Raw genomic sequence first — 14,825 nt, 5'->3', positions numbered from 1 at the left:
GCTAAGCGCATGTTTTTGCGGAAGTAATCTGGTTCGATCATAGAAATATCAATAGACGATTAAGCAAATGGGGTGCACAATTTCAGCCTGGGAGGAAGGAGAATCAACCAGGGGACCGCAATGCGCGACCATTCCGAAATGGACCTGATGCTCAAGGGCTATGGCTTGACCACGGCCAAGATTCTTTATCACTTTCCAGATCATCCGCATCTGCTGCAGAGCTTCATCTGGCAGGATTACGACATCGCCCCGAAATTTCCCGTGCTGATCCGTTTCATCGAGTTCTGGAAGGCCAAGCTCGAAGGCCCGCTGCATTCGGTCAGCTACACGCACCAGAAGCTGATCGCGCCGAACGAATGGCGCAAGGTCGACGGCGAGTTCGTTCTGCATTAGCCGGGCGGGCGGCAGCCTGGGAGCCGCCGCCCAGCTTTTGGAGCGTCAGACTGCGGGCGGGTTCAGCCGGGCAAAACCCTCCTGCCGGCGATAGGGAAAATACGGATAGGGTGCGGTGACCTCACTTGCCGTGTCGAGCTTCTTCATCTGCTCGGCTGTCAACGACCAGCCGACGGCGCCGAGATTCTGGCGCAACTGCTCCTCGTTGCGCGCGCCGACGATGACGGAGGCGACGGTCGGCCGCTGCAGCAGCCAATTGATGGCGATCTGCGGTATGGTCTTGCCGGTTTCCTCGGCGACAACATCAAGCGCGTCGACGACCCGATAGAGATGCTCATCCTCGACGGGCGGTCCGAAGCTTGCCGTGTCGTGCAGCCGGCTTTTCTCAGGCAGCTTCTGGCCACGGCGGATCTTGCCGGTCAGGCGGCCCCAGCCGAGCGGGCTCCACACCAGCGCACCGACACCCTGGTCGAGGCCGAGCGGCATCAACTCCCATTCATAGTCGCGTCCGACCAGCGAGTAATAGACCTGATGGGCGACGTATCGGGGATAGCCGTATCTGCCCGCCAGGCCGAGCGATTTCATCACTTGCCAGCCGGAAAAATTGGAGACGCCGACATAACGCAGTTTGCCGGCGCGCACGAGACTGTCCAGTGTCGACAGCACCTCCTCGATCGGTGTTGCTGCGTCGAAGGCGTGCAGTTGCAGCAGGTCGATGTAGTCGGTGCCAAGGCGCCCCAGCGCGTCTTCGACGGCCTTGATCAGGCGTGAACGTGACGATCCGGCATCGTTGGGACCGTCGCCCATCGGCAGCGAGGTCTTGGTCGAGATCAGCACGGCGTCGCGGCGGCCCTTGATGGCAGCGCCGAGCACTTGTTCGGAAGCGCCATTCGAATAGACGTCGGCGGTGTCGAACAGGTTGACGCCGGCCTCAAGGCAGATGTCGACCAGCCGCCGTGCTTCCGTCGCATCGCTGTTGCCCCAGGCGCCGAACAGCGGGCCTGAACCGCCGAAGGTTCCAGCGCCGAACGAGAGCGCCGGGACCTTCAGGCCTGATGCGCCAAGATTTCGATAATCCATGGGTTTGCTCCTTGTGGAAGGATGGCTGTTTCAAAGATTGGTTGAGGTTTGCCGTTCTATGACCGCGCGATTTCCGGTGTGGCGAGGACAGGATCTCGGTCGAGGCGCAGCGCAAACGCCGCCACGGCAAGCGCTGAAAGCGGCAACAGGGCCGCGACCCAGGTGACGGCATCGAGGCCGGGACCATGGGCGATGACCACGCCGCCGAGCCAGGCGCCGGCAGCATTGCCGAGGTTGAAGGCGGCGATGTTGAAGGATGAGGCGAGGCTCTGGCCGGCGCCTTGTGCCTTCTGCAACACCCATAACTGTAGCGGCGCGACGGTGGCGAAGGCGGCGGCGCCGAGCAGGCCGACATAGATAACGGCCATGACCTGGCTGTGCAGGGCGAAGGTCATGGTGCCGAGCACCATCGCCAGGACGACGAGACTGCCGAGAACGGACGGTACCAACCAGCGGTCGGCGAACTTGCCGCCGGCGAGGTTGCCGGCAATGAGGCCGCCGCCGAAGACCAGCAGGATCGGCGACACCGCTGCTTCATCAAAACCGGTGATCTCGGTCAGCAACGGGGCGATGTAGGTGAAGACGGCGAAGACGCCGGCATAGCCAAGCACGGTGGTAGCAAAGCCAAGCAGGACCGGCGTGCGGCCGAGCACGGCGAGATCGGCGCGCAAATTGCTCTTCTCAGGCTCTGTTCGGCTGCCCGGCACCAGCAGCAGAATGATGGTAAAGGCGGCGATGCCGACCAGGGTCACCGCCCAGAAGGTCGCGCGCCAGCCGAAGGCTTGGCCGAGCCATGTGCCGAAGGGCACGCCGAGGATGTTGGCGATGGTCAGGCCGGTGAACATCAGGGCGATCGCCGAGGCTTTCTTGTTGGGCGCCACCAGTCCGGTCGCCACGACCGAGCCGACGCCGAAGAAGGTGCCGTGGGCGAAGGCGGTCAGTACGCGCGCACCCATCAGCGTCCAGTAGTCTGGGGCAAGCGCACAAGCGAGGTTGCCCAGCGTGAAGATCGCCATCAGCGCCAGAAGCACGGTTTTGCGCGGCCAACGGCCGGTTGCGATCGTCAGCAGCGGCGCGCCGATGACAACGCCCAGCGCATAGCCGGAAATCAGCTGGCCGGCAGCCGAGATCGAGACGTCGAGATCGGTGCTGACGTCGAGCAGCAGGCCCATGATGACGAATTCGGTGACGCCGATGCCGAACGCACCGGCGGCAAGAGCGTAAAGAGCAAGGGGCATGGCGGTTCCCACTTCGATGACGACCAGTTTTGACGACGGGCGCCGTGTCCTCCAACGCCCCGATCCGGAAGATCGTGCCGCGATGTGCTGTGAACCAGCCTTGCATCGGGCACATCGTCTGTGAAATAGATTCACCAATGGCCAGGCCCGACATCAATCGCTCCGGCGAGATCGAAGTGTTCGTCCGCGTCGTCGAGGCGGGCAGCTTTTCAGCCGCTGCCCGCGCGTTGCGGATGACGCCGTCGGCGGTGAGCAAGCTGATCGCGCGGCTGGAGGCGCGGCTTGGTGCGCGGCTGGTCAGCCGTTCGACGCGCAAGCTGCAACTGACGCCGGAGGGGGCGGCGTTCTTCGACAGCGGCGTGCGCGTCCTGGCCGACATGGCGGCGGCCGAGCGCGAGGCAGCGGCGGGTGCCGCGCCGCGTGGCCGGCTGCGGATCAACAGCTACGTGCCTTTCGGGCAGCATCGGCTGATCCCGCTTTTGCCGCGTTTCCTAGAACGCTACCCCGAAATCTCGGTCGATCTGGTGTTGACCGACGATGTCATCGACCTGATGGAGGAGCGCGCTGACGTCGCCATCCGCGCCGGACCGCTCGGCGAATCACGGCTGGTGGCGCGCAAGCTCGGGCAGAGCCGGGTGGTCGTCGTTGCGGCGCCATCGTATCTCGAAGCGCGTGGCACGCCCAAGACGCCCGCCGATCTCGATCGTCACAACCGGATGGGCTTCCGTTTCGTACGTCACCTCGAGGGCTGGCCTTTTATCGACGCGGCCGGCAAGCCGATCACCCTGTCGATCATCGGAAATACGCTGGTCAGCGACGGCGAGGCGATGCGGCTGATGGCGCTCTCGGGGGCGGGCCTCGCCCGGCTGGCACGCTGGCATGTGGAGGCCGACATTGCCGCCGGCCGGCTTCTGCCGCTGCTGGAAGAGTTCAACCCCGGCGACGAGGAACTCACCCACGCCGTCTATGTCGGCCAAGGCAAGCATCTGCCGGCGCGGGTGCGGGCGTTTTTGGACTTTTTGGTCGAGACGGTCCGGCTGACCTGAGCCCAAAAAAGATCGGGAGCCTGCCGGCTCCCGAAGCATCGAATCGAAGGTGAGATTGAGTTACGTTTTCGGCACAACGGGCGCCGGACGCCGGCCGGCAGCCTGACGTTCCAGCATCCAGCCGGGGTATTCGGCGGGCAGGGCACTGACTTCGTCGAGGCGAACGAGATCATCGGCATCGAGCTTCAACTCGGTGGCTGCAAGGTTCTGTTCCAGCTGCTCCATGCGGCTGGCGCCGATGATGACGCTCATCACGAATGGCTTGGCCAGGACATAGCCGAGCGCCACCGTGGCGACGCTGACGCCGTGCTTGACGGCGATCTCGCGCATGACGGCGACTGCTGCCCAGGCACGGTCCTCATTGACCGGCGGGAAATTGAAGCTGGCGCGGCGGCCCTCGCCATTGCCGGGGGCGCCCGGTCCGTATTTGCCGGAGAGCAGGCCGCCAGCCATCGGCGACCAGACCATCAGCCCGAGCTTCTCCTCGTTGAGCAGCGGCACGATTTCGCGCTCGAGATCGCGGCCGGCGATCGAGTAGTACGACTGCACGGTCTCGAAGCGGGCAAATCCCTTGCGCTCGGCAATACCCAGCGCCTTGGCAACGCGCCAGGCCTGCCAGTTCGAGACGCCGACATAGCGGACCGTGCCGGCGGCAACGAGGTCGTCGAGCGCCCGCAGTGTCTCGTCGATCGGCGTCACCGTGTCGGTGCCGTGCAGCTGGTAGAGATCGATGTGATCGAGCTGCAGCCGCTCGAGGCTGCCTTCGACCGAATCCATGATGTGGCCGCGCGAGGAACCACGCTGGTTCGGGCCCCCGCCCATGGCGCCATGGACCTTGGTGGCGATGATCACGTCCTGTCGGTTGACGCCAAGATTCCTGAGCGACTGGCCGAGAAGCCGTTCCGAGGCGCCGAAGGAATAGACATCCGCCGTGTCGAAGAAATTGACGCCGGCGGCGAGCGAGCGGGCAACGATCTCGTCGACGCCCTTCTGGTCGAGGCTGGCGATCAGGCCCCATTGGGCATTCTCGCCGGCCGCGCCGAACGTCATCGTGCCGAGGCAAAGTTCGGAGACGAACATCCCCGTATTTCCAAGTTGATTGTAACGCATGGGTGGCTCCAGACGGGTTGAGAATAACTCGACCCATATAGGAACGAAACGTTCCGTTTCTATACGCTGGCGCAGTCAATGTCAGCCTGTGGCCTAAGGTCGGCTGCGCCTCATCTGGCGCCGAAAATTGCCGATCCAACCCTGACACTGGTCGCGCCGAAGGCGATCGCGGTTTCGTAGTCGCCGGACATGCCCATGGAGAGCTTGTCGACGCCGGCCTCAAGCCCAAGCTTTTCCAGCAGCGCGAAATGCGGACCGGGGTTCTCGTCGGCCGGCGGAATGCACATCAGCCCTTCGATGGCGAGGGCGTGAACCGAGCGGCAGCGGGCCACGAAGGCGACAGCCTCGCGCGGCTCGATGCCGGCCTTTTGCGGCTCGGAGCCGGTGTTGACCTGGACATAGAGCCTTGGTGACCGGCCTTGCCTGGCGATCTCCTTGGCCAGCTCTGCGGCGATCTTTTCACGGTCGACGGTTTCGATGACATCGAACAATGCCACCGCTTCCTTGGCCTTGTTCGATTGCAGCGGACCGATCAGATGCAGCTCGATGTCGGAAAATGCCTCCTTCAGCACCGGCCATTTCGCTTGTGCTTCCTGGACGCGGTTTTCGCCGAAGACGCGCTGGCCGGCCTCGATAATCGGGCGGATATCGGCGGCGTCGAAGGTTTTCGAGACTGCGACCAGCGTCACCGCTCCGGCCTCACGGCCTGCCTCGCGCTCGGCGGCAGCGATCCTTGCCTTGACCGTGAAAAGCTGTTCGACGGCGCTCGCCATGCCTATATCCTGCCTGTGTTTGGCTTTTCGCCGGATCGCCGCAGTTGACGGGTCCGGCAATCCATGGTGAACACCGCGACGACATTTCCTGAGCCGCCCGGGCATTGTCCGGCGGCTCGCGCATGCTTTTAAGTGAAAAACACCCGATGGCAACCGAACGATACAATCCGCGCGCGTCAGAGCCCAAATGGCAGAACGCCTGGGACGCCAAGAAGCTGTTCGAAGCCGACAATGACGACCCGCGCCCGAAATACTACGTGCTGGAGATGTTCCCGTATCCGTCGGGGCGCATCCATATCGGCCATACCCGCAACTATACGATGGGCGACGTGGTGGCGCGCTACAAGCGGGCCAAGGGTTTCAACGTGCTGCACCCGATGGGCTGGGACGCCTTTGGCATGCCAGCCGAAAACGCGGCGATGCAGAACAAGGTCCATCCCAAGGACTGGACCTATCAGAACATCGCCGCCATGCGCGAGCAGCTCAAGGTCATGGGCCTGTCGCTCGATTGGGCCCGCGAGTTCGCCACCTGCGACGTCGACTACTATCACCGCCAGCAGATGCTGTTCCTCGATTTCGTCGAGAAGGGGCTGGTGACGCGCAAATCCTCCAAGGTCAACTGGGATCCGGAGGACATGACGGTGCTTGCCAACGAGCAGGTCATCGACGGACGCGGCTGGCGCTCAGGCGCGCTGGTGGAACAGCGCGAGCTGACGCAGTGGTTCTTCAAGATCACCGATTACGCGCAGGATCTGCTGGATTCGCTCGACCAACTCGACGACTGGCCGGAAAAAGTGAAGCTGATGCAGGCGAACTGGATCGGCCGTTCGGAAGGGCTGCTGATCCGCTGGCCGCTGGCCAAGCCAGTCGCCGGCGAGCATGAGCTCGAAGTCTATACGACCAGGCCCGACACCATCTTCGGCGCGTCCTTCATGGCGATTGCGGCCGACCATCCGCTGGCCAAAAAGGCCGCCGAGGACAATCCGGCGCTGGCAAAGTTCATCGACGAAGTCCGCCATATGGGCACTTCGGCGGCGGCATTGGAGACGGCCGAGAAGAAGGGTTTCGATACCGGCATTCGCGTTGTCCATCCGTTCGACGAGAGGTGGACGCTGCCCGTCTACGTCGCCAATTTCGTGCTGATGGACTATGGCACCGGCGCCATCTTCGGCTGCCCGGCACATGACCAGCGCGACCTCGACTTCGCCAACAGATACGGCCTTCCGGTCATTCCGGTGGTGATGCCGGAAGGCGAGAATCAAGGAAGCTTCCAGGTCATCGACGAGGCTTATGTCGATGATGGCGCGATGATCAATTCGCGCTTCCTCGACGGCATGAAGCCGGATCAGGCATTCGACGAGGTGGCGAAGCTGCTGGAACAAAGGACCATCGGCAACCGGCCGATGGCCGAGCGCAAGGTGAATTTCCGCCTGCGCGACTGGGGCATTTCGCGCCAGCGCTATTGGGGCTGCCCGATCCCGATGATCCATTGCGAGGATTGCGGCGTGGTGCCGGTGCCGAAGGCCGACCTGCCGGTCAAGCTGCCGGACGACATCGAGTTCGACCGGCCGGGCAATCCGCTCGATCGCCATCCGACATGGCGGCACGTCAAATGCCCGCGTTGCGGCAAGGATGCGCGGCGCGAAACCGACACGATGGACACATTTGTCGATTCTTCTTGGTATTTCGCTCGCTTCACCGCGCCGTGGGCAAACGATCCGACCGATCCCAAGGCCGCGACTGAATGGCTGCCGGTCGACCAGTATATTGGCGGCATTGAGCATGCGATCCTGCATTTGCTCTATTCGCGCTTTTTCACCCGCGCCATGCGCGAGACCGGCCATGTCGATCTCGCCGAGCCGTTCAGGGGCCTGTTCACGCAAGGCATGGTGGTGCACGAGACCTATCGGGTTGGCGGCGCCTCGAACGGCCGCTGGCTTGCGCCTAGCGAGGTCAGGCTGGAAGACGCCGACGGCAAGCGCCGCGCCTTCGAAATCGCCACCGGCGAAGAGGCGGTGATCGGTCCGCTCGAAAAAATGTCGAAGTCGAAGAAGAATACGGTGAGTCCGGAAGAGATCACCGACGGCTACGGCGCCGATACGGCGCGCTGGTTCATGCTGTCGGACTCGCCGCCCGAGCGCGATGTCGAATGGACCGACGAGGGTGCGGCCGGCGCGCATCGCTTCATCCAGCGCATCTGGCGCCTGGTGTCGACGGCTGCCGAATCGCTCGCCGGAGTCCGGCCAGAGGCGGCGAAGGACGGCGAGGCCGGGACAGTGTCCAAGGCCGCGCACAAGATCTTGAAGTCGGTCGGCGAGGATATCGAAAAGCTCGCCTTCAACCGCGCCATCGCCCGCATCTACGAGCTCGCCAATGCCTTGACCGTACCGCTCAACGAGGCGGCAGAGGGCAGGGCCGGTCCGGCGCTGCAAGCGGCCTGCCGTGAGGCCGTCGAGATCCTGGTGCACCTGATCGCGCCGGTCATGCCGCATCTGGCCGAGGAGTGCTGGCAGACGCTCGGCGGCACCGACCTTGTCGCCGAACGGCCCTGGCCGGATTACGATCGCTCGCTTGTCGTCGACGCCGAGATCGTGCTGCCGGTCCAGGTCAACGGCAAGAAACGCGGCGATTTGACAATTGCCCGTGACGCGGATCAAGGTGCGGTCGAAAAGGCGGTTCTGGCTCTCGACTTCGTGCAGAAAGCGCTCGAAGGTAAGGCGCCGCGCAAGGTGATCATAGTGCCGCAGAGGATCGTCAATGTCGTTGCCTGATCCGCGAAAGACAGAGTTGACGCTGCGCCGCGTTGTGCTTTGCGGGCTGCTCGCCTCGGTGGCGCTGGTTTCCGCCTGCACGGTGCGGCCGCTCTATTCGAGCGCGCCGCTGATCGCCGGCTCGCAGGTCGGCGCTGCTGCCGAACTGGCATCGATCTCGGTCAAGCCGGTCAAGACCCGCTACGCCCAGCAGGTCCGCAACAATTTGATCTTCGCGCTCGGCCAGGGCGCCGGCGAGCCGGCTTCGCCGGTCTATTCGCTTGATCTCGGCGTCTCCGAACTCGTCGAATCGGCGGCAATCGAGCAGGTCACGACCGACGAAGACGAGCCGACCGCCGGCACTGTGACGCTGACTGCCAACTATGTGCTCAGCGATGCCAAGACGGGCACGGTCATAGCGAGGGGCAAGCGCTCGATTCCGTCGTCATACGACAGGCCGCGCCAGGAATTCGCGTCATACCGGGCCCAGATCGACGCCGAGAACCGTGCGGCGCGCGAGCTGGCAGATGTGCTGCGGCTGTCGATTGCCCAGGATCTGATCAAGCACGGCAAGCCGGCGGCAAGCTAGGTCTTTCCAGAGTGCGCAATCTGCAAAAAAGGCCGATTGCTCGGCTTTTTTTGTTCGTAGGATAGTCGCTTCAGCCGATCTTCTGCCCGGTCTTTGCCCAGTCGGCGAGGAACAGTTCCAGGCCCTTGTCGGTCAGCGGGTGCTTGACCAGCGCCTTGAGCGTCGCCGGCGGCGCGGTGATGACATCGGCACCGATCAGCGCCGCCTGCTTGACATGGTTCACGGTACGCACCGAAGCGGTCAGGATTTCAGTCTGGAAGTCATAATTGTCGTAGATGGTGCGGATATCGGCAATCAGCTCCATGCCGTCCCAGCCGCTATCGTCGATGCGGCCGACGAAGGGCGAGATGAAGGAGGCGCCGGCCTTGGCGGCGAGCAGCGCCTGGGTGGCCGAGAAGCACAGCGTGACGTTGACCATGCGGCCGTCCGACCGGATGTCCTTGCAGGCTCTCAGGCCGTCGAGCGTCAGCGGCACCTTGATGCAGACATTGTCGGCGATCCTGGCCAGGATCTTGGCCTCCGCCATCATGTCCTTGTATTCGGTGGCGACGACTTCGGCCGAGACTGGGCCCTTGACGATCTCGCAGATCTCTCTTGTGACGTCGGCGATCTTGCCGCCGGATTTCAGGATCAGCGACGGATTGGTGGTTACGCCGTCGAGCAGCCCCAAATCGTTCAGCTCGCGGATTTCCTTGACATCGGCGGTGTCGACAAAAAATTTCATGGCGGTCTCCTGAAGATTTTTCATGTGCACGTCATGCACATTTGGGGTCGGACTTTGATCTAGACCAAAGTCGGGGCAAGGTCACGCCTCATGATCGAAGATTCGCCCTTTGTCGCGGCCGCACCGGTGCTGGTGCCGATGCCCGCCGAGCGCCCCTACACCTATGCCGTGCCGGCTGGCATGCGCGTGGTGCCGGGCTCGATCGTGCGCGTTCCGCTTGGGCCCCGCCAGGTCGCCGGCATCGTCTGGGACGGCGCCGTCGAAAAGGTCGACGCGAAGAAATTGCGGCCGATCGAGCAGGTTTTCGACTGCCCGCCGATCGACCGCGCGATGCGGCGTTTTGTCGATTGGGTGGCGCAGTACACGCTGTCGCCGCCCGGCATGGTGGCGCGCATGCTGCTCAGGGCGCCGGAGGCGTTCGACCCGGAGCCGTGGATCGAAGGGCTGCAGCGCACGTTCGCCAAGCCCGACCGGATGACGGAGGCGAGGACGCGCGTGCTGGAGACGGCCGAAGGCGGACTTGCCTGGACGCGATCCGGCCTGGCGCATGCGGCAGGCGTGTCGTCGACGGTGGTGGACGGGCTGCGGGTGCAGGGCGTATTCCAGACGGTGATGATCCCGCCGCGGCCGGTGGTCGCAGCACCCGATCCCGGCTACGCCGTGCCTTCACTGATGCCCGACCAGAGCGATGCCGCCGAGACGCTGCGCGCCAATGTCGCGACCGGTACATTCGGCGTCACCCTGCTCGACGGTGTAACCGGATCCGGCAAGACGGAGGTCTATTTCGAGGCGGTCGCGGCCGCGCTCGATCGCGGCAAGCAGGTGCTGATCCTGCTGCCGGAAATCGCGCTGACCCACGCCTTCCTCGAACGCTTCCAGGAGCGGTTCGGCGCCAAGCCGGCGGAGTGGCACTCGGACCTGCCGCCAAGGATGCGCGAAAAGGTCTGGCGGCAGGTAGCGGAAGGCGGCGTGCGGGTCGTCGCAGGCGCGCGCTCGGCGCTGTTCCTGCCATTCAGGGAGCTTGGACTGATCGTCGTCGACGAAGAGCACGATCCCGCCTACAAGCAGGAGGATCGCGTCTTTTACAACGCGCGCGACATGGCCGTGGTGCGCAGCCATATCGGCGGCTTTCCGGTCGTGCTCGCCTCGGCGACACCGTCGGTCGAAAGCCGGGTCAATGCCAGCCAGGGCCGCTACAGCAGGGCGGTGCTTTCGGCGCGCTTTGCCGAGGCGGCACTTCCCGATCTCAAGACGATCGACATGCGCCGCGCGCCGCCGGCACGCGGCGGCTTCCTGTCGCCTGTACTGCTCGGCCATATACGGCAGACGCTGGAAAGAAAGGAACAGTCGCTGCTGTTCCTCAACCGGCGCGGCTATGCGCCGCTGACGCTCTGCCGGGTCTGCGGCCACCGCTTCGGCTGTCCGGTCTGCTCGGCCTGGCTGGTCGAGCACCGCTTTCGCGGCCAGCTCGTCTGCCACCACTGCGGGCACAATGAACGCCGGCCCGAAGCCTGTCCGGAATGCGGCACGCTCGATCATCTGGTCGCCTGCGGGCCAGGCGTCGAGCGCATCGCCGAGGAGGTCGTCGCGCATTTCCCCGATGCCCGCACCATCGTCTTGTCGTCCGACCTGATGGGCGGCGTGCGGCGGCTGCGGCTCGAGCTTGAAGCCATCGCCAATGGCGAGGCCGACATCGTCATCGGCACACAACTCGTCGCCAAGGGCCATAATTTCCCCAACATGACGCTGGTCGGTGTGGTCGATGCCGATCTCGGCCTTGCCAATGGCGACCCGCGCGCCGCCGAGCGCACCTTCCAACTGCTCAGCCAGGTGACCGGCCGCGCCGGCCGCACCGGCAAGAAAAGCCTCGGCCTGCTGCAGACCTTCCAACCCGACCACCCGGTGATGCGCGCGATCGTCTCAGGCGATGCCGAGGCCTTCTACGAGCGCGAGATCGCCGAGCGTGAGCGGGCGGGGCTGCCGCCCTTCGGCAGGCTCGCCGGCGTCATCGTCAGCGCGGCGACACGGGCCGAAGCCGAAGGGCACGCCCGTGGCCTGCGTCGCGCCGCGCCGCAGGCCAGCGACCTGTTCGTGCTCGGCCCGGCCGAGGCGCCGCTGTCGTTGATCGGCGGCCGCCATCGCTTTCGCCTGCTGATCCAGGGCGAACGGCGCGCCGACATGCAAGGGTTCATTCGCACCATGCTGGCCGAGGGACCGAAGATAAGGGGCTCGGTGCGAGTCCAGGTCGACATCGACCCGCAGAGCTTTTTGTGAAGGGGCTCAGAGGACAGGCTTCCGTAAATTGCCGATGCCCATCTGGCGTATGTCTCTTGCTTCGTTAGAATGCCCGAAATTTTGAATATCCATTTACGAGGGGACAACATGGAATTTGCGTTTCCGTGGCCGATGAGCCAGGGCGAGTGGCTGGCATGGTCGAGCGCCGTGGTGACCTTGCTGTTCGGCCTGCTGCTGTTCCTGGCGCCAGGATTGGCCTTCCGGATCCTGCGGCTGCAGGTCAGACCGGAGAAGGCAGCGGCGATCGCCGAGGGGCGCGGCCGGATGTCGGGCTTCTATCTCGGCCTCAGCCTGTGCTGCATCCTCCTGGCGCAGCCGCTGCTCTATATGGCGCTCGGCTTCTCCTGGCTGTTCACCGCCTTCGGCCGGCTGCTGTCGATGATGTCGGACGGCGCCAACACGCCGTTCAACTGGGCATCCATCGTCGTCGAGCTGGTGCTGGCGGCGCTGCCTCTGGCCTTCGCCTTCGGCTTTTTGCCCTGAATCAGGGATCAATCCGGGGTTGGTTGCTGAACTCGGCCGGCGGATGCGACAATAGTGCCTGAAAACCATGCCGGACGACGCATTGCGGTCTGAAAATGCCTGTGCTAGACGGCAATCGACTTTCGACCGGGGATAGCGGAAGCCGCGCCTCCGTGCTTGGAAAAATGCAGTAAGGTCAAAGATTTAGCCAGAGTTTTTGCTCGCGCCAACAATCTGCGGCCTGTCAGACAAGAGAAAAGACGGTCCGTGGCCCAATCGTCATCGCCAATCTCAGGTGTCGCAGAACGCTATGCGGGTTCGCTGTTCGAACTCGCGCTGCAGGCCAATTCGGTCGCCAGCGTCGAGGCCGACCTCAATAGGTTCGAAACGATGCTCGAAGGCAGCGCTGACCTTTCGCGGCTGATCAGGAGCCCTGTCTTCTCCAGCGAGGACCAGGCCAAGGCGATCGCCGCGATCGCCGACAAAGCGGGGATCACCGGCCTCACCGGCAATTTCCTGCGCGTCGTTGCCCAGAATCGCCGGCTATTTGCCGTGCCCGGCATGATCAAGGCGTTCCGCCAGATCGCCGCCGAACACCGCGGCGAGACCGCCGCCGAGGTTACCTCGGCGCATGCGCTGACGCCTGCCCAGGAAACCGAGCTGAAGGCAGCGCTGAAAAGTGTCGCCGGCAAGGATGTGGCGATCACGGTCACCGTCGATCCGTCGCTGCTCGGCGGACTGGTGGTCAAGATCGGCTCGCGCCAGATCGATACGTCGCTCAAAACCAAACTCAATTCGCTCAAGCTTGCACTGAAAGAGGTCGGCTGATGGACATCCGCGCCGCGGAAATTTCCGCAATTCTGAAAGACCAGATCAAGAATTTCGGCAAGGAGGCCGAGGTCTCCGAAGTCGGCCAGGTGCTGTCCGTCGGTGACGGTATCGCCCGCGTCTACGGCCTCGACAATGTCCAGGCCGGCGAGATGGTCGAGTTCCCCGGCGGCATCCGCGGCATGGCGCTCAACCTCGAAGCCGACAATGTCGGCGTTGTCATCTTCGGCGCCGACCGCGACATCAAGGAAGGCGACACCGTCAAGCGCACCGGCGCCATCGTCGATGCGCCCGTCGGCATGGGCCTGCTCGGCCGCGTCGTCGACGCGCTCGGCAACCCGATTGATGGCAAAGGCCCGATCCAGGCCACCGAACGCAAGCGCGTCGACGTCAAAGCGCCCGGCATCATCCCGCGCAAATCGGTGAACGAGCCGATGTCGACCGGCCTCAAGGCCATCGACGCGCTGATCCCGGTCGGCCGCGGCCAGCGCGAACTGGTCATCGGCGACCGCCAGACCGGCAAGACCGCGATCATCCTCGACACCATGCTCAACCAGAAATCGGTGCACGACAACGGCCCTGAGAAGGAAAAGCTGTACTGCGTCTATGTCGCCGTCGGCCAGAAGCGCTCGACGGTGGCGCAGTTCGTCAAGGTCCTGGAAGAGCGCGGCGCGCTCGACTATTCGATCATCGTCGCCGCGACCGCCTCCGATCCGGCGCCAATGCAGTTCCTGGCGCCGTTCACCGCCTGCACCATGGGCGAATATTTCCGTGACAACGGCATGCACGCGCTGATCAGCTACGACGACCTGTCGAAGCAGGCCGTCGCCTATCGCCAGATGTCGCTGCTGCTGCGCCGTCCGCCGGGCCGCGAAGCCTATCCCGGCGACGTTTTCTACCTGCACTCGCGCCTGCTCGAGCGCGCCGCCAAGCTCAATGACGAAAACGGCGGTGGGTCGCTGACGGCGCTGCCGATCATCGAAACGCAGGCCAACGACGTGTCGGCCTATATCCCGACCAACGTCATCTCGATCACCGACGGCCAGATCTTCCTGGAAACCAATCTGTTCTTCCAGGGCGTGCGCCCGGCGGTCAATGTCGGCCTTTCGGTGTCGCGCGTCGGCTCCTCGGCGCAGATCAAGGCGATGAAGCAGGTTGCCGGGTCGATCAAGGGCGAGCTCGCGCAGTACCGCGAAATGGCTGCTTTCGCGCAGTTCGGCTCCGATCTCGACGCCGCCACGCAACGCCTGCTCAACCGCGGCTCGCGTCTGACCGAGCTGTTGAAGCAGCCGCAATTCTCGCCGCTCAAAGTCGAGGAGCAGGTCGCGGTGATCTTCGCCGGCGTCAACGGCTATCTCGACAAGCTGGCGGTCAACCAGGTCGGCAAGTTCGAGCATGGTCTGCTGTCGCATATGCGCTCGGCCGGCAAGGACGTGCTCGACGGCATCCGCAAGGAGAAGGCGCTGTCCGACGATCTGCGCGCCAGGCTGAAGGCAGAAATCGACGCCTTCGCCAAGACCTTTGCTTGAGCAGGACG

Annotated in this window: 13 protein-coding genes; 8 read left to right on the top strand and 5 right to left on the bottom strand. The window is 64.0% G+C overall.

Going from position 1 to position 14,825, the window contains the following annotated elements; translation table 11 throughout:
• The first annotated feature begins 120 nt into the window (after nt 1-120).
• Nucleotides 121-393 (top strand): usg protein, encoded by a 273-nt coding sequence (locus NKI25_RS27820; RefSeq protein ID WP_023678111.1) that lies wholly within the window; start codon nt 121-123, stop codon nt 391-393.
• A 45-nt stretch (nt 394-438) separates the two neighbouring features.
• On the opposite strand, the gene NKI25_RS27815 is transcribed toward NKI25_RS27820, so the two are convergent.
• A complete protein-coding gene (locus tag NKI25_RS27815) occupies nt 439-1,473 on the bottom strand; it encodes an aldo/keto reductase (RefSeq protein WP_352574608.1) in 1,035 nt (344 codons plus the stop codon).
• Nucleotides 1,474-1,529: 56 nt separating this feature from the next.
• Nucleotides 1,530-2,711, bottom strand: a complete 1,182-nt coding sequence (locus NKI25_RS27810; RefSeq protein WP_352569514.1) for an MFS transporter — start codon at nt 2,709-2,711, stop codon at nt 1,530-1,532.
• 137 nt (nt 2,712-2,848) lie between these two features.
• Between NKI25_RS27810 and NKI25_RS27805 the strand changes: the two genes are divergently transcribed.
• Nucleotides 2,849-3,757, top strand: a complete 909-nt coding sequence (locus tag NKI25_RS27805) for a LysR family transcriptional regulator (RefSeq protein WP_023678108.1) — start codon at nt 2,849-2,851, stop codon at nt 3,755-3,757.
• 60 nt (nt 3,758-3,817) lie between these two features.
• On the opposite strand, the gene NKI25_RS27800 is transcribed toward NKI25_RS27805, so the two are convergent.
• A complete protein-coding gene (locus tag NKI25_RS27800) occupies nt 3,818-4,867 on the bottom strand; it encodes an aldo/keto reductase (protein WP_023678107.1) in 1,050 nt (349 codons plus the stop codon).
• A 110-nt stretch (nt 4,868-4,977) separates the two neighbouring features.
• Complete coding sequence (locus NKI25_RS27795) at nt 4,978-5,640, bottom strand: YggS family pyridoxal phosphate-dependent enzyme (RefSeq protein WP_023678106.1); 663 nt, start codon at nt 5,638-5,640, stop codon at nt 4,978-4,980.
• A gap of 146 nt (nt 5,641-5,786) precedes the next feature.
• Between NKI25_RS27795 and leuS the strand changes: the two genes are divergently transcribed.
• Entirely contained in the window at nt 5,787-8,411 is a 2,625-nt protein-coding gene (leuS, locus tag NKI25_RS27790; RefSeq protein ID WP_023678105.1) for a leucine--tRNA ligase, read from the top strand.
• Entirely contained in the window at nt 8,398-8,979 is a 582-nt protein-coding gene (locus tag NKI25_RS27785; protein WP_023678104.1) for an LPS assembly lipoprotein LptE, read from the top strand. Before leuS ends, NKI25_RS27785 begins: the two co-directional genes overlap by 14 nt.
• 70 nt (nt 8,980-9,049) lie before the next feature.
• Here NKI25_RS27785 and fsa read toward each other — a convergent pair whose 3' ends face one another.
• The gene (gene fsa / locus NKI25_RS27780) at nt 9,050-9,703 is read right to left on the bottom strand and encodes a fructose-6-phosphate aldolase (protein WP_023678103.1); all 654 of its coding nucleotides are present in this window, start codon (nt 9,701-9,703) and stop codon (nt 9,050-9,052) included.
• A gap of 90 nt (nt 9,704-9,793) precedes the next feature.
• On the opposite strand from fsa, the gene NKI25_RS27775 reads away from it, so the two are divergent.
• From NKI25_RS27775 to atpA, 4 genes are all read left to right on the top strand, one after another.
• On the top strand, nt 9,794-11,977 hold the full coding sequence (locus tag NKI25_RS27775; RefSeq protein ID WP_023678102.1) for a primosomal protein N': 2,184 nt from the start codon (nt 9,794-9,796) through the stop codon (nt 11,975-11,977).
• 108 nt (nt 11,978-12,085) lie between these two features.
• Entirely contained in the window at nt 12,086-12,481 is a 396-nt protein-coding gene (locus NKI25_RS27770) for an AGROH133_08824 family phage infection protein (RefSeq protein WP_023678101.1), read from the top strand.
• A 246-nt stretch (nt 12,482-12,727) separates the two neighbouring features.
• Nucleotides 12,728-13,288 (top strand): F0F1 ATP synthase subunit delta, encoded by a 561-nt coding sequence (locus NKI25_RS27765; protein ID WP_023678100.1) that lies wholly within the window; start codon nt 12,728-12,730, stop codon nt 13,286-13,288.
• Entirely contained in the window at nt 13,288-14,817 is a 1,530-nt protein-coding gene (gene atpA / locus NKI25_RS27760; protein WP_023678099.1) for a F0F1 ATP synthase subunit alpha, read from the top strand. The genes NKI25_RS27765 and atpA overlap by 1 nt, the downstream gene beginning before the upstream one ends.
• Nucleotides 14,818-14,825: the final 8 nt, after the last annotated feature.

It is taken from the genome of Mesorhizobium sp. M0808 (genome assembly GCF_040320025.1).
GTDB lineage: Bacteria > Pseudomonadota > Alphaproteobacteria > Rhizobiales > Rhizobiaceae > Mesorhizobium.
The sequence above is the reverse complement of the archived record's forward strand: the minus strand, read 5'-3'. Positions and strand labels throughout refer to the sequence as shown.